At 57.2% G+C, this 14,418-nt stretch carries 13 protein-coding genes; 8 read left to right on the forward strand and 5 right to left on the reverse strand.

Going from position 1 to position 14,418, the window contains the following annotated elements; translation table 11 throughout:
* Nucleotides 1-9 precede the first annotated feature (9 nt).
* Genes ssuD through ssuE form a run of 3 tightly spaced genes read right to left on the reverse strand, consistent with a single transcriptional unit; the run spans nucleotide 10 to nucleotide 2,682 of the window.
* Nucleotides 10-1,155, reverse strand: a complete 1,146-nt coding sequence (ssuD, locus tag CWM53_RS13355; RefSeq protein WP_061155165.1) for an FMNH2-dependent alkanesulfonate monooxygenase — start codon at nucleotides 1,153-1,155, stop codon at nucleotides 10-12.
* A complete protein-coding gene (locus CWM53_RS13360; protein WP_074386400.1) occupies nucleotides 1,152-2,114 on the reverse strand; it encodes a sulfonate ABC transporter substrate-binding protein in 963 nt (320 codons plus the stop codon). The genes ssuD and CWM53_RS13360 overlap by 4 nt, the downstream gene beginning before the upstream one ends.
* Nucleotides 2,107-2,682 carry an NADPH-dependent FMN reductase gene (ssuE, locus tag CWM53_RS13365; protein ID WP_008805880.1) on the reverse strand — a complete coding sequence of 192 codons (576 nt, stop codon included), beginning with the start codon at nucleotides 2,680-2,682 and terminating at the stop codon, nucleotides 2,107-2,109. The genes CWM53_RS13360 and ssuE overlap by 8 nt, the downstream gene beginning before the upstream one ends.
* Nucleotides 2,683-2,930: 248 nt before the next feature.
* Here ssuE and pyrD point away from each other — a divergent pair, with 248 nt between their 5' ends.
* Complete coding sequence (gene pyrD / locus CWM53_RS13370) at nucleotides 2,931-3,941, forward strand: quinone-dependent dihydroorotate dehydrogenase (RefSeq protein WP_074386399.1); 1,011 nt, start codon at nucleotides 2,931-2,933, stop codon at nucleotides 3,939-3,941.
* A gap of 169 nt (nucleotides 3,942-4,110) precedes the next feature.
* The gene (gene zapC / locus CWM53_RS13375; protein WP_061155162.1) at nucleotides 4,111-4,653 is read left to right on the forward strand and encodes a cell division protein ZapC; all 543 of its coding nucleotides are present in this window, start codon (nucleotides 4,111-4,113) and stop codon (nucleotides 4,651-4,653) included.
* Here zapC and CWM53_RS13380 read toward each other — a convergent pair.
* Nucleotides 4,650-5,759 carry a YcbX family protein gene (locus CWM53_RS13380; protein WP_100729785.1) on the reverse strand — a complete coding sequence of 370 codons (1,110 nt, stop codon included), beginning with the start codon at nucleotides 5,757-5,759 and terminating at the stop codon, nucleotides 4,650-4,652. The two genes, zapC and CWM53_RS13380, sit on opposite strands and share 4 nt — an antisense overlap.
* Before the next feature lie 99 nt (nucleotides 5,760-5,858).
* On the opposite strand from CWM53_RS13380, the gene rlmKL reads away from it, so the two are divergent.
* The 6 genes from rlmKL to rmf all read left to right on the forward strand — a co-directional run bounded on the left by rlmKL (nucleotide 5,859) and on the right by rmf (nucleotide 13,778).
* Nucleotides 5,859-7,964 carry a bifunctional 23S rRNA (guanine(2069)-N(7))-methyltransferase RlmK/23S rRNA (guanine(2445)-N(2))-methyltransferase RlmL gene (gene rlmKL, locus CWM53_RS13385; protein WP_100729784.1) on the forward strand — a complete coding sequence of 702 codons (2,106 nt, stop codon included), beginning with the start codon at nucleotides 5,859-5,861 and terminating at the stop codon, nucleotides 7,962-7,964.
* Nucleotides 7,965-7,976: 12 nt separating this feature from the next.
* Nucleotides 7,977-9,884, forward strand: coding sequence for an ABC transporter ATP-binding protein (locus CWM53_RS13390; protein ID WP_061155159.1), 1,908 nt, complete (start codon nucleotides 7,977-7,979; stop codon nucleotides 9,882-9,884).
* 14 nt (nucleotides 9,885-9,898) lie between these two features.
* The gene (gene pqiA, locus CWM53_RS13395; RefSeq protein WP_074386396.1) at nucleotides 9,899-11,167 is read left to right on the forward strand and encodes a membrane integrity-associated transporter subunit PqiA; all 1,269 of its coding nucleotides are present in this window, start codon (nucleotides 9,899-9,901) and stop codon (nucleotides 11,165-11,167) included.
* Entirely contained in the window at nucleotides 11,157-12,794 is a 1,638-nt protein-coding gene (gene pqiB, locus CWM53_RS13400; protein WP_074386395.1) for an intermembrane transport protein PqiB, read from the forward strand. The genes pqiA and pqiB overlap by 11 nt, the downstream gene beginning before the upstream one ends.
* Entirely contained in the window at nucleotides 12,794-13,357 is a 564-nt protein-coding gene (gene pqiC / locus CWM53_RS13405) for a membrane integrity-associated transporter subunit PqiC (RefSeq protein WP_074386394.1), read from the forward strand. Before pqiB ends, pqiC begins: the two co-directional genes overlap by 1 nt.
* Nucleotides 13,358-13,610: 253 nt before the next feature.
* A complete protein-coding gene (gene rmf / locus CWM53_RS13415; RefSeq protein WP_002898396.1) occupies nucleotides 13,611-13,778 on the forward strand; it encodes a ribosome modulation factor in 168 nt (55 codons plus the stop codon).
* A gap of 68 nt (nucleotides 13,779-13,846) precedes the next feature.
* Here the strand turns inward: rmf and fabA are convergent, their stop codons facing one another.
* Nucleotides 13,847-14,365, reverse strand: coding sequence for a bifunctional 3-hydroxydecanoyl-ACP dehydratase/trans-2-decenoyl-ACP isomerase (gene fabA / locus CWM53_RS13420; RefSeq protein WP_012542300.1), 519 nt, complete (start codon nucleotides 14,363-14,365; stop codon nucleotides 13,847-13,849).
* Nucleotides 14,366-14,418: the final 53 nt, after the last annotated feature.

The following is a 14,418-nucleotide window of genomic DNA, read 5'->3' on the forward strand; positions in this document are numbered from 1 at the left end:
AGTGCCTCCTCAGCTTTGCGCCACTTTACGCGGGATAAACTCGTTGGCGACCGCTTCCCCCTGCAGGCGCAGGTTTTGCGGCTGCGGGATAGACGGCACGGCGACGTCGAGCAAGGGGAACAACAGCTCGCCGACCCGATACGCCTCTTCCAGATGCGGATAGCCGGAGAAGATAAAGCTATCGATCCCCAGCGCAGCGTATTCATTGATTCGTTCGGCAACGGTGGCGGCATCGCCCACCAGCGCAGTACCGGCGCCGCCGCGCGCTAAACCGACACCGGCCCACAGGTTAGGGCTGATCTCGAGCTGATCGCGTCGACCGTTATGCAGCGCCGCCATTCGCTGTTGACCGACCGAGTCGGTTCTGGCGAAGGCTGCCTGGGCGCGGGCGATAGTTTCATCATCAAGGTGGGAGATAAGGCTGTCCGCGGCCTGCCAGGCTTCCTCGTTGGTTTCCCGCACGATCACGTGCAGACGGATGCCAAAACGCACCCGGCGCCCATGCCGGGCCGCTTTCTCCCGGACCTGAGCAATCTTCTCTGCCACCTGTTTCGGTGGTTCACCCCAGGTGAGATAGAGATCGACCTGCTCGGCGGCCAGATCCTGCGCCACCTCAGACGAACCGCCGAAATAGAGCGGTGGACGGGGCTGCTGGAGCGGCGGGAACAGCAGTTTGGCATCGCGAACGCGCTGATGCTTGCCGTTAAAGGTGACGGTTTCTCCCTCCATCAGCTTGCGCCAGATGTGGGTAAATTCAGCCGAGGCCTCATAGCGCTCGGTGTGGTCGAGGAAGACGCCGTCGCCGGCCAGCTCGGCGGGATCGCTGCCGGTGACCAGATTGAACAGCGCCCGGCCGTTTGACAGTCGGTCCAGGGTCGCCGCCTGGCGGGCGGCTACCGTCGGCGACACCACGCTAGGCCTGAGGGCGACAAGAAATTTCAGCCGCTGCGTCACCGGGATCATCGAGGCCGCAACCAGCCAGGCATCTTCACATGAGCGTCCGGTCGGGATCAGCACGCCGGTGAACCCCAGCCGATCCGCCGTCTGCGCGATTTGCTGCAGATAGCCGTAATCGACCGGACGGGCGCCCTCTTCGGTGCCCAGATAACGACCATCACCATGGGTCGGTAAAAACCAGAACATATTCAGACTCATGATTTCGCTCCTTGTGCGGCGGCGGGCTGCCAGATACGGGCCCGGATATCAACTTTTTTCGGCACCAGCTTGTTCTCGTAGAACAGGTCGGCCGTCTGCTGCTGGCGAGCGGCGGTTTCGGCGCTCACCGGGGTCACTGAGGTGGGGGGACGATGGTCCAGATAGCTGGCGATCACCGCTTCCGGTAATCCCATCGTTTTCGCCAGCAGCGTAATGCTTTGCGCGCGCTGACTATGGGTCAGGGCATCGGCCTGAGTAAAGGTGTCGAGTACGCCTTCAATGAAAGCACCATTGCGTTCAGCGTAGGGCCGGGAAGCAAGATAGAACGATCCCGTCTGTTTCAGATCGGTTCCGTCAGTCAGCACCCGGGCGCCGCCCTGCAGCAGCGCGGCGGAGTAGTACGGATCCCAGATGGCCCAGGCGTCGACATTGCCCTGCTGGAAGGCGGCACGCGCATCGGCTGGGGCAAGGTAAACCGGCTGAATATCGCTAAATTTCAGGCCCGCCAGCTGCAGGGCGCGCAGCAGCAGATTGTGGGAGCTGGAGCCTTTCTGGAAAGCGACCTTTTTCCCTTTTAATTCGGCAACGTTGTGAATGGGACTGCCTTGCGCTACCAGGATGACTTCCGCTTTGGGCTTGGGCGGCTCCGAACCGATATAGACCAGATCGGCGCCCGCCGCCTGAGCAAAGATAGGCGGAATGTCGCCAGTGCTGCCGATATCGATGCTGCCGACGTTCAGCGCCTCCAGCATCTGGGGGCCGGCCGGGAATTCAATCCACGAGATATGGGTGCCCGGATAGCGCTGCTCAAGCAGTTGATGGCTCTTCGCCAGCACCATGCTGACGCTGCCTTTCTGATAACCAATGCGCAGGGCATCGGGCGCCGCCGGGGCGGCGTGGCTCAGCGCAGAGAACAGCAGCAGTCCGCCGAGGGTCAGCGCGCGGAGAGGATTAAACATGTTCCACCCCACGCAGAGACGTTAACGACGGGGCGCGGCTGCTGGGACGATGCAGCGCCTGCCAGAAGGTCTCCAGGGACTCATCCAGGCGCCGCTGCAGGTTAGGGGTGAACTGCGGCTTATGCTGGTAATCCGTGACCTGGCTGTCATCGGCGAAGACGCCATGGAGGATCTCCTGGGCCTTCAGGGCATTCAGGACGGGTTTCAGAGCGTAGTCCACCGCCAGCATGTGGGCGATGGTGCCGCCAGTGGCCAGCGGTAGCACGATTTTGCCCTCCAGGGCCCGCTCAGGAAGCAGATCGAGCAGGGTTTTCAGGGCGCCGGAAAACGAAGCTTTATACACTGGCGTGGCGATAATCAGGCCGTCGGCCCCCGCCAGTTGCTCATTGAGCGTTTGTAGCGCCGGGTTGTCAAAGCGAGCGTACAGGAGGTCTTCCGGGGCAAAGTTCTGCAGATGCCAGTGGCAGACTTCGATATCGGCGGCGGTGAGCGTCTCTCTGGCATATTCCAGCAGGGCGCTGGAACGGGAAGGGTAACGCGGGCTGCCCGCAAGCGTAATGACGCGCATCTCTCTCTCCTTATAACTAAATGTTTGCATTTATCTATAATTGATAACATTTGCAGTGAGTGTGACAGAGCACCATTATTTCCCTAAATGATTTATCCACCGTTAGATAGCCGAAAAGCGCATAACGGCGCGGGGAGAGGTAATCGTTTGCGCTGATGGGTGATTTTTTGTCGCAGGTCAATTCCCTTTCAGCTGCGGATCGCACATAATACGCCCCCGGTTTGCACACCGGGAATCCAGGAGAGTTCATGTACTACCCCTTCGTTCGTAAAGCCCTTTTTCAGCTCGATCCTGAGCGCGCTCATGAAGTTACCTTTCAACAATTACGCCGTGTCACCGGGACGCCGCTGGAAATGCTGGTTCGCCAGAAGGTACCGGCCAGGCCCGTTACCTGTATGGGGCTGACCTTTAAAAATCCGCTGGGTCTGGCGGCCGGGCTGGATAAAAATGGGGAATGCATTGACGCGCTGGGCGCGATGGGTTTTGGTTCGATTGAGATCGGCACCGTCACTCCGCGTCCGCAGCCGGGCAACGATAAACCGAGGATCTTCCGTCTGGTGGATGCCGAGGGGTTGATCAACCGCATGGGCTTTAATAACCATGGCGTCGATAACTTGGTTGAGAACGTGAAAAAGGCGCATTTTGACGGCGTGCTGGGCATCAATATCGGCAAAAATAAAGATACGCCGGTGGAGCACGGGAAAGATGATTACCTGATTTGTATGGAAAAAGTCTATCCTTACGCCGGGTATATCGCCATTAATATCTCCTCACCCAATACCCCGGGGCTGCGCACGCTGCAATACGGCGAAGCGCTCGATGATTTACTCTCCGGTATTAAAAATAAGCAGCTTGAGCTGCAGCAAAAGCATCAAAAATATGTTCCGGTCGCCGTTAAGATCGCACCGGATCTTTTACCAGAGGAATTGATCCAGGTTGCCGATAGCCTCGTGCGTCATAATATTGACGGGGTGATTGCAACCAATACCACCCTCGATCGTTCTCTGGTTCAGGGAATGAAACATTGCGATGAGACCGGCGGGCTTAGCGGTCGTCCATTACAATTAAAGAGCACCGAAATTATCCGTATGCTCTCCGCTGAGCTGAATGGTCGTTTGCCTATCATCGGCGTGGGCGGTATTGATTCGGTGATTGCTGCGCGGGAAAAGATGGCCGCCGGAGCATCGCTGGTGCAGATTTATTCCGGATTTATTTTTAAAGGTCCGCCGCTGATTAAAGAAATTGTTACCCACATCTAATCTTTTCCTCCGCTGAATCCCACCCAGGGCTTTATTTCCGGCCCTGGTTGTTTTATATTCCCTCACTGTTGCTTATTTAAACATTTTAGACTTTTCTTAATTTTAGAAAATATTCTGCGGCAAGTCGCAACAACTTTGCAGAGGCGTATGAAAGGGGACAGGGGGAAAAATGCGCATTAAACCTGACGATAACTGGCGTTGGTATTACGATGAAGAGCACGACCGTATGATGCTCGATTTGGCCAATGGCATGTTATTTCGCTCGCGCTTCGCCCGGCGAATGCTGACCCCGGATGCCTTTGCGCCGTCGGGATTCTGCGTCGATGACGCCGCGCTCTATTTCTCCTTTGAAGAAAAATGCCGCGATCTCGGGCTATCGAAAGAACAGCGGGCAGAATTAGTCCTCAACGCGCTCACTGCCATCCGTTTTCTCAAACCGCAGATGCCGAAAAGCTGGCACTTTACCGCCCACACTCATCACTGGCAACCCAGCAGCGGCGACGCCGCCTGCGTCTGGCTGAGCGATACCGGCGAGCAGGTGAATTTGCTGGTGGTAGAGCCGGGAGATAACGCCGCGCTTTGTCTGCTGGCCCAGCCGGGTCTCACCCTTGCCGGGCGCGTGATGCAGTTAGGCGACGTCATTAAAATCATGAACGACAGGCTGCAGCCGGCGCAGAGCGCGGTCAGCTACAGCCTGGGACAGGCGGTTTAAGGCGCCAGGCGCAGCGCCGTTTTTGGTACGCAGCTGCAGGCGAGAATGGTGCCATCCCCGGCGACCGCATTTTTCTTTAACGCGCTGACTTCACCCTCTTCCAGGCGAATGCGGCAGCTGCCGCAGATCCCCGCCCGACACGAATAGGGTACGCGAATGCCCTGTTGCTCCAGTTGCTCAAGCAGCACCTGCTGGTTATTCCCGGTAAACTGTTGACCCTGCCATACGATGGCAACCGTAGCCTGCTGCTGCGCTTCCGGGGCTGGAGTATCGTCGCTCTCGCCTGCGCCGTAGGCTTTCGCCGGGCCGCGGGCGAGGATTTCGACTTCATCACCTACCCGGATCACCCCGCTGTTGCGGGCAATCAGGTTCTGGCCAAAATCGACATCGCCATTGTCCAGCGCAGTACGAAAACGTTTTAAGGTTTCCAGCGGCTCCCCGGTGGGATGCTTCTGTCCGCGCGCCGGACTGACGGTGGTAAAAATGCAGCGGCTACAGGGCTTGGCGACGTCAAACACCACCTCGCCGACGCGGATCACTTTCCAGCTATCTTCATCCCAGGCCGCCGCGCCGGTGACCACGAGATTAGGACGAAACTGTTCTATGCTTACGCTGGCAGGACACCGTTGCTGCAGATCGCGCAGCGAGGCCTCGTTAGCCAGCAGGTACGGGTAGCCGTCGGCGAAGGAGAGCGGTACCGCATCGTGGCGCTTCACCCGGCGGGTTAACTGCGGCCCCAGCCAGCGCAGCTGGACATCGCGCTTGAAAAAGCCGCTGAGCCACTGGTTAACGGCAGCGGGGGCGATGAGGGCGGTGAAATGGTTGCCCCAGACTTCGGTCGGCTCGGCCTGCGGGGCGAAATCGCTAAAACGCACCACGGCGCTGCTGCCGTCCGGTGCGGTCAGGTGAAGGCCATCATGAAGCGGCGCCGGAATAAATTTCACCATTTGCGGAAACTGGCGGGCGGTAATAAAGGTCCCGTCGGTTTCGGTGACCATAAACAGGCGATCGAAGGCCAGGCCGCTGATATCAGCAAAGGCATGGGTCAGGCCCATGCCGCGCATGGATTTAACGGGATGAATAAAAAGTCGCGAGAGCGTTACCATACGCTGCCTCCGGGTTCCAAAAATAAGCCTATAACTTTATGACATAGGGCACATATTGGCTATAATGCGCACCAATTTTCTTTAAGTAAAAGTGACGATATGAATTCTCTGTTTGCCAGTACGGCTCGTGGGCTGGAAGAGCTGTTAAAAACTGAACTGGAAGGACTTGGCGCGACGGACTGCCAGGTCGTCCAGGGCGGGGTCCATTTTCAGGGGGATACGCGCCTGCTGTATCAAAGCCTGATGTGGAGCCGGCTGGCTTCGCGCATCATGCTGCCACTGGGTGAGTGCAGCGTGTATAGCGATCTGGATCTCTATCTGGGGGTTCAATCGATTCCGTGGACGGAGATCTTTACCACTGACGCGACCTTCGCGGTGCATTTTAGCGGCCTCAATGACGAGATCCGCAACAGTCAGTATGGCGCATTAAAAGTCAAAGACGCTATCGTCGACAGCTTCACGCGTAAAAACCTGCCGCGCCCGAATGTCGATCGTGAAAATCCCGATCTGCGGATCAATGTCTGGCTGAACAAAGAGACGGCGCATATCTCTCTGGATCTGAGCGGGGAAGGGTTGCATCTGCGCGGCTACCGCGATGGTACCGGTATGGCGCCGATCAAAGAAAACCTCGCGGCGGCGATCGTCATGCGCTCTGGTTGGGCTCCGGGTACGCCGCTGCTCGATCCGATGTGCGGCTCCGGTACCTTGCTGATTGAAGCGGCGATGCTGGCGACCGATCGCGCGCCGGGTCTGCACCGCGGCCACTGGGGCTTTGGCGGCTGGGCACAGCACGATGACGCCATCTGGAAAGAGGTGAAGGCAGAAGCGCAAACCCGCGCCCGCCAGGGGCTGGCGGCCTATGGGTCGCGCTTCTATGGATCTGACGTCGACGAGCGTGTCATTGAGCGCGCGCGCCGCAACGCCCGCCGGGCTGGCATCGGCGAACTGATCGATTTTGCAGTAAAAGACGTCGCCCAACTGAATAACTCGCTGCCGAAAGGCCCGTACGGTACGGTGATCAGTAACCCGCCGTATGGTGAGCGCCTGGAAAGCGAACCGGCGCTGATCGCCCTGCACAGCCTGCTGGGCCGGATCATGAAAAGTCAGTTTGGCGGCTGGAACCTGTCGGTGTTCAGCGCCTCGCCGGAACTGCTGAGCTGCCTGCAGCTGCGTGCCGATAAACAGTTCAAAGCCAAGAACGGCCCGCTGGACTGCGTACAGAAGAACTATCACCTGGCGGAGAGCGAAGGCGGCAAGCCGGCGATGCTGGCGGAAGATTTTGCCAACCGTCTGCGTAAGAATCTGAAGAAATTTGAAAAGTGGGCCCGTCAGGAAGGCATTGAATGCTATCGCCTGTACGATGCCGATCTGCCGGAATATAACGTGGCGATCGATCGCTACGGTGACTGGGTGGTGGTGCAGGAGTATGCGCCGCCGAAAACCGTCGATGCGCACAAAGCGCGCCAGCGTCTGTTTGATATTATCGCGGCGACCATCGCCGTGCTGGAAATTGCCCCCAACAAGCTGGTGCTGAAGACCCGCGAGCGGCAAAAGGGCAAAAACCAGTATCAGAAGATGGCGGAGAAGGGCGACTTTATCGAGGTGCAGGAGTACAACGCGCGCCTGTGGGTTAACCTCACCGACTACCTGGATACCGGTCTGTTCCTCGACCACCGTATCGCCCGTCGCATGCTGGGCCAGATGAGCAAAGGTAAGGATTTCCTCAACCTGTTCTCCTATACCGGCAGCGCCAGCGTCCACGCCGGCCTCGGCGGGGCGCGCTCTACGACCACGGTGGATATGTCGCGTACCTATCTGGAATGGGCGGAACGCAACCTGCGTCTCAATGGCCTGACCGGTCGTGCGCATCGCCTGATGCAGGCTGACGTGCTGGGCTGGCTGCGGGAAAGCACCGAGCAGTTCGATCTGATCTTTATCGATCCGCCGACTTTCTCTAACTCCAAACGGATGGAAGATGCTTTTGACGTGCAGCGCGATCATATTCGTCTGATGACCGATCTAAAACGTCTGCTGCGTAAAGGCGGCACCATTATGTTCTCGAATAACAAACGCGGTTTCCGTATGGATCATGACGGGCTGGCGGCGCTTGGCCTGAAGGCGCAAGAGATTTCGCAAAAAACGCTGTCGCAGGATTTTGCCCGCAACCGTCAGATCCACAACTGCTGGCTGATTACTGCAGCCTGAAAGGAATAAAGAATGTCACTGATTAGTATGCACGGCGCCTGGCTTTCATTCAGCGATGCGCCGCTGCTGGATAATGCTGAACTGCATATCGAAGATAACGAACGCGTCTGTCTGGTTGGGCGCAATGGCGCCGGTAAATCGACCCTGATGAAGATCCTCAACCGTGAACAGGGGCTGGATGACGGGCGCATTATTTATGAACAGGATCTGATCGTCGCGCGTCTGCAGCAGGATCCGCCGCGCAACGTTGCCGGTACGGTGTACGATTTCGTCGCCGAAGGGATCGCCGAACAGGCCGCTTACCTGAAGGCCTACCATGACGTGTCGCATCAGGTGATGACCGACCCGAGCGACAAAAATTTAAATGAACTGGCCCGTCTGCAGGAACAGCTGGATAACCTGGGGCTGTGGCAGCTGGATAGCCGCATCAATGAAGTGATCGAGCAGCTTGGTCTTAACGCCGACGCACAGCTGGCTTCGCTTTCCGGCGGCTGGCTGCGTAAAGCGGCGCTGGGCCGCGCGCTGGTCAGCGGGCCGCGCGTGCTGTTGCTGGATGAACCGACGAACCACCTCGATATCGAAACTATCGACTGGCTGGAAGGGTTCCTGAAAAGCTTTAAAGGCACCATTATCTTTATTTCGCATGACCGCTCCTTTATTCGCAATATGGCGACGCGCATCGTCGATCTCGATCGCGGCAAGCTGGTGACCTATCCGGGCAATTACGATCAGTATCTGCTGGATAAAGAAGAGGCTCTGCGGGTTGAAGATCTGCAGAATGCCGAATTTGACCGCAAGCTGGCACAGGAAGAAGTATGGATCCGTCAGGGGATCAAAGCGCGCCGCACCCGTAACGAAGGTCGCGTTCGCGCCCTGAAGGCGATGCGTCGCGAGCGCGGCGAGCGCCGGGAAGTGATGGGCAGTGCGAAGATGCAGGTTGAAGAGGCTTCGCGCTCCGGCAAAATCGTTTTCGAAATGGAGAACGTCAACTATCAGGTTGACGGCAAAGTGCTGGTGAAAGATTTCTCCGCGCAAATTCAGCGCGGCGATAAGATTGCCCTGATCGGCCCGAACGGCTGTGGCAAAACCACGCTGCTGAAGCTGATGCTTGGCCAGCTGCAGGCCGACAGCGGGCGGATCCACGTCGGCACCAAGCTGGAAGTCGCCTACTTCGACCAGCACCGCGCGGAGCTGGATCCGGACCGGACGGTGATGGATAACCTCGCCGAAGGTAAGCAAGAGGTGATGGTTAACGGTAAGCCGCGGCACGTGCTGGGCTATCTGCAGGATTTCCTGTTCCATCCGAAACGGGCGATGACGCCAGTCCGCGCGCTGTCCGGCGGGGAACGTAACCGCCTGCTGCTGGCGCGACTGTTCCTGAAACCCAGTAACTTATTGATTCTCGATGAACCGACAAACGACCTTGATGTCGAAACGCTGGAGCTGCTGGAAGAGCTCATTGACGGCTATCAGGGTACCGTGATGCTGGTCAGCCACGATCGTCAGTTTGTTGACAATACCGTGACCGAGTGCTGGATCTTCGAGGGCGGCGGCCATATTGGTCAGTACGTTGGCGGTTATCACGACGCCCGCGGTCAGCAGGCCCAGTCGCTGGCGCAGAAGCAGCCGGCAGCGAAAAAAACAATGGAAGTTGCTCAGCCAAAAGCAGAAACTGTCAAACGCGGCGGGAACAAACTAAGCTATAACCTGCAGCGCGAGCTGGAGCAACTGCCGCAGAAGCTGGAAACCCTTGAGGCTGAACTGCAGACGCTGCAGGAGCAGGTAGCCGATCCTGACTTCTTTGGCCAATCGCACGATCGTACGCAGCAGGTGCTGGCGCAGCTGGCCGAAGCGGAGCAGGCGCTGGAAGCCGCCTTTGAACGCTGGGAATATCTCGAAGGATTAAAGAACGGCGCCTGAGCCGAGGAGTTGTCATGTGCGATCACCATCATGCTGCGCGACATATTTTATGTCCCCAATGTGATTTGCTGGTGGCTTTGCCGCAGCTTGAGCATCGCCAGAAAGCCGCCTGCCCGCGCTGCGGTACAACGTTAACCACCACGTGGGACGCGCCTCGCCAGCGTCCCACGGCTTACGCGCTGGTCGCGCTATTTATGCTGTTGCTGGCCAACCTGTTTCCTTTTATCTATATGAAAGTGGGTGGCATCAGCAGCGAAATAGAGCTGCTGGAAATTCCCAACGTGCTATTTACCGAGGATTACGCCAGCCTCGGCACCTTCTTTTTACTCTTTGTGCAACTGGTACCGGCGTTTTGCCTGGTCACCATTTTGTTGCTGGTCAATCGGGTCAGGATGCCCCTCGGCCTGAAGGCATTCCTGGCGCGTATTCTGTTTCACCTCAAGACCTGGGGCATGGCGGAAATCTTTCTTGCCGGCGTGCTGGTCAGCTTTGTCAAACTGATGGCCTACGGCGATATCGGTATCGGCCTAAGCTTTATTCCCTGGTGCATGTTTTGCCTGCTGCAGTTACGTACCTTCCAGTGCGTCGACCGCCGCTGGTTGTGGGATGATATTGCCCCCATGCCGGCGATTACCCAACCGCTGAAAATTGGGGTTGCCGGGATCCGCCAGGGGCTGCGCTCCTGCGCCTGTTGTACGGCGGTGTTACCGGTCGACCAAACGGTCTGTCCGCGCTGTCACAGCAAAGGAACGGCGCGGCGTAAAAATAGCCTACAGTGGACGCTGGCGCTACTGGTGACCTCATTTATTCTCTATCTTCCCGCCAATATTATGCCCATCATGATCACCGATCTGCTGGGCGATAAAATGCCGTCGACCATTATGGCCGGGGTGGTTTTGCTGTGGAGCGAAGGCTCTTATCCGGTGGCGCTGGTGATTTTTATCGCCAGTATTATGGTGCCGACGCTGAAGATGATCGCCATCGCCTGGCTGTGCTGGAATGCCAACGGAAACGGTGCGCGCGATTCGGAACGCATGCATCTGATTTATGAAGTGGTGGAATTTGTTGGCCGCTGGTCAATGATTGACGTTTTTGTCATCGCCGTGCTCTCTGCGCTGGTGCGCATGGGAGGGTTGATGAATATCTATCCCGCCATCGGCGCGGTCATGTTTGCGCTGGTGGTGGTGATGACCATGTTTTCAGCGATGACGTTTGATCCCCGTTTACTGTGGGATCGTGAGCCAGATTCAAGCCATGAGGAAATACAACAACATGGAAAATAAGAGCGGAGAAGCGAAAGTGCAGAAGGTGAAGAACTGGTCACCGGTGTGGATCTTCCCTATCGTCACTGCGCTGATCGGGGCGTGGATCCTGTTTTATCATTACAGCCATCAGGGGCCTGAGGTCACGCTGATCACCACCAACGCGGAAGGCATCGAAGGGGGAAAAACCCGGATCAAGAGCCGCAGCGTGGATGTTGGGGTGGTAGAGAGCGCGACGCTGACTGACGATTTAACCCATGTGGAAATCAAAGCTCGCCTCAATTCCGGGATGCAGAAATTACTGCATAACGATTCCGTCTTCTGGGTGGTGAAACCACAGGTAGGGCGCGAGGGGATCAGTGGTCTCGGGACATTATTGTCCGGGGCCTATATTGAACTGCAGCCGGGGTCGAAAGGTTCGGTGCCGGCGCAGTATCCGCTACTGGATTCTCCGCCGCTGGCCTCGCCGGATGCCAAGGGGATCCGTATTTTGCTGGAAAGCAGCAAAGCGGGCCAGCTTTCGCCAGGCGATCCGGTGCTGTTCCGCGGCTATCGCGTGGGGTCGGTGGAAACCAGCACTTTTGATGCGCAAAAAAGGCATATCACTTATCAGCTGTTCATCAATGCGCCAAACGACCGCCTGGTGACCAGCAACGTTCGCTTCTGGAAGGACAGCGGGATCGCCGTTGATTTGACCGCGGCGGGGATGCGCGTCGAGATGGGCTCGTTGTCGACATTGTTTGGCGGCGGCGTGAGCTTCGATATTCCGGAAGGACTGGATCTCGGCGAGCCGGTGGCGAACAAAACGGAATACCACCTGTTTGACGATCAGAAGAGCATCCAGGATTCGGTCTTTACCGAACATATCGACTATGTCATGTTCTTCAAGGACTCGGTTCGCGGCCTGCAGCCCGGCGCGCCGGTGGAGTTCCGCGGCATCCGTCTGGGAACCGTCGGCAAAGTGCCGTTCTTTATTCCTGGGCTGAAGCAGCGTTTGAACGATGACTATCGCATTCCGGTAGAAGTGCGGGTCGAACCGCAACGTCTGGTCAACCAGCTCGGCGGCGATCCGAATATTCGCGCCCACATTGACGATCTGATCAACCGCGGACTGCGCGGCTCGCTGAAAACCGGTAACCTGGTGACGGGTGCGCTGTATATCGATCTCGACTTCTATCCGAAAGCGCCGCCGCGCGGGAAAATTCAGGAGTTTAACGGCTATCCGATTATCCCGACCATCAGCGGTGGCCTGGCGCAGATCCAGCAGCGTCTGATGGATGCGCTGGATAAAATCAATAACCTGCCGCTCAATCCACTACTGGAACAGGCAACCAGTACGCTGGCGCAAAGCGAGAAGACCATGCAGCACGTGCAGGCCACGCTGGATAGTCTGAATAAGATCACCTCCAGTCAGTCGATGCAGCAGCTGCCTGCTGATATGCAGACGACGCTGCGCGAACTGAACCGCAGTATGCAGGGCTTCCAGCCGGGCTCCGCGGCCTACAATAAGATGGTGGCCGATATGCAGCGTCTGGATCAGGTGCTGCGTGAACTGCAGCCGGTCCTGAAAACGCTCAATGATAAGAGCAATGCGCTGGTATTTGAGGCGAAGGATAAAAAAGACCCACAGCCGAAGGGAGCGAAATAATGAAAAAATGGTTACTGGCAGCAGCCGTTTGCGCGCTGACAGCGTGCAGTAGCGGCGGCGAGAGCAAAACATACTACCAGCTGCCGGTGGTGCAGGGCGGCGCACAGAGCGCCGCCAGCCAGGGGGCTCGCCTGCTGTGGGTGGAGCAGATCAGCATCCCGGATTATCTGGCGGGCAATGGAGTGGTCTATCAGACCACCGATGTGCAGTATGTGATCGCCAGTAATAATCTGTGGGCCAGCCCGCTGGACCAGCAGCTGCGTACTACGCTGGTGGCAAACCTCAGCCAGCAGTTGCCGGGCTGGGTAGTGTCGTCCCAACCGTTGGGCAGCGAGCAGGATACGCTCAATGTGGCGGTAAATGGCTTTCACGGGCGCTACGACGGGCGGGTTATCGTCAGCGGCGAGTGGTTATTGAAGCATCAGGGACAGCTGATTAAGCGCCCGTTTAACATCGTGCTCAAGCAGCAGCAGGATGGCTATGACGCGATGGTGAAGACCCTGGCGCAGGCGTGGAGCCAGGAGGCGGCGGCCATTGCCGGCGAGCTTAACCGTCTGCCATAAGTAAAATTCATAAAAGTGATATGCCGCGCGGTTCATCTGAGCCGCGCGGCATTTTTTTTGCCAGGTCAGTTCGTTAGCAACCGCGGCGCGGAATGAACAAAAAATGAACTCTTATATAGGTCACAAATATGACACTGGCGTGAATTTTGCGCATTGACGTTGCCTTCATTTCGCGGTATTCGTAACCCGTGGCTGCATAATTTGCGACCACTGTTTTCTTTTCCACCAGATCAAAGAATGAGGGAAACGAGGCATGAAGAGACAAAAACGAGATCGCCTGGAACGGGCACATCAACGTGGATATCAAGCGGGTATCGCGGGAAGATCGAAAGAAATGTGTCCATACCAGAGCTTGAATCAACGCTCATGGTGGCTGGGAGGCTGGCGAGAAGCCATGGAGGACAGGGTACTAACGGCCTGACACTGTCTCTTTAAAAAAGAAGCCTCCGCATAGCGGGGGCTTCGCCTTTTAATCGCTGCCGATGATTATCAGAAAGCGGAAGTATCCTGGAACAGGCCTACTTTCAGATCGTTCGCGGTATAGATCAGACGATCGTCAACCAGCACTTCGCCATCCGCCAGGCCCATAATCAGACGACGGTTAACAATGCGCTTGAAGTGGATGCGGTAGGTGACTTTTTTCGCGGTCGGCAGAACCTGACCGGTGAATTTCACTTCGCCAACGCCCAGCGCACGGCCTTTGCCTTCGCCGCCGAGCCAGCCAAGATAGAACCCGACCAGCTGCCACATCGCATCCAGGCCCAGGCAGCCCGGCATCACCGGATCGCCGATGAAGTGGCAACCGAAGAACCACAGGTCCGGGTTGATGTCGAGTTCTGCCTCAACATAACCTTTGTCATAGTTACCACCGGTTTCGCTCATTTTGATGACGCGGTCCATCATCAGCATGTTTGGTGCTGGCAACTGCGGGCCTTTCGCGCCGAACAGTTCACCACGACCAGAGGCAAGAAGATCTTCTTTTGTATAGGATTCGCGTTTATCTACCATGTTTTCAGTAAGCCTTATTTTAAGTTCGGGACGCAGGATAGCTAACACGTGTA

It is taken from the genome of Klebsiella sp. A-Nf5 (genome assembly GCF_002810545.1).
In the GTDB taxonomy this organism is placed as follows: domain Bacteria; phylum Pseudomonadota; class Gammaproteobacteria; order Enterobacterales; family Enterobacteriaceae; genus Klebsiella; species Klebsiella variicola.

Excerpts from the sequence above, each read along its gene's own strand:
- CWM53_RS13390 (WP_061155159.1), top strand. The coding sequence starts at position 7,977 with ATGTCACTGATTAGTATGCACGGCGCCTGGCTTTCATTCAGCGATGCG.
- CWM53_RS13380 (WP_100729785.1), bottom strand. The coding sequence starts at position 5,759 with ATGGTAACGCTCTCGCGACTTTTTATTCATCCCGTTAAATCCATGCGC.
- ssuD (WP_061155165.1), bottom strand. The coding sequence starts at position 1,155 with ATGAGTCTGAATATGTTCTGGTTTTTACCGACCCATGGTGATGGTCGT.
- fabA (WP_012542300.1), bottom strand. The coding sequence starts at position 14,365 with ATGGTAGATAAACGCGAATCCTATACAAAAGAAGATCTTCTTGCCTCT.
- rlmKL (WP_100729784.1), top strand. The coding sequence starts at position 5,859 with ATGAATTCTCTGTTTGCCAGTACGGCTCGTGGGCTGGAAGAGCTGTTA.
- CWM53_RS13360 (WP_074386400.1), bottom strand. The coding sequence starts at position 2,114 with ATGTTTAATCCTCTCCGCGCGCTGACCCTCGGCGGACTGCTGCTGTTC.
- zapC (WP_061155162.1), top strand. The coding sequence starts at position 4,111 with ATGCGCATTAAACCTGACGATAACTGGCGTTGGTATTACGATGAAGAG.
- pqiC (WP_074386394.1), top strand. The coding sequence starts at position 12,794 with ATGAAAAAATGGTTACTGGCAGCAGCCGTTTGCGCGCTGACAGCGTGC.
- ssuE (WP_008805880.1), bottom strand. The coding sequence starts at position 2,682 with ATGCGCGTCATTACGCTTGCGGGCAGCCCGCGTTACCCTTCCCGTTCC.
- pqiA (WP_074386396.1), top strand. The coding sequence starts at position 9,899 with ATGTGCGATCACCATCATGCTGCGCGACATATTTTATGTCCCCAATGT.
- pyrD (WP_074386399.1), top strand. The coding sequence starts at position 2,931 with ATGTACTACCCCTTCGTTCGTAAAGCCCTTTTTCAGCTCGATCCTGAG.
- pqiB (WP_074386395.1), top strand. The coding sequence starts at position 11,157 with ATGGAAAATAAGAGCGGAGAAGCGAAAGTGCAGAAGGTGAAGAACTGG.
- rmf (WP_002898396.1), top strand. The coding sequence starts at position 13,611 with ATGAAGAGACAAAAACGAGATCGCCTGGAACGGGCACATCAACGTGGA.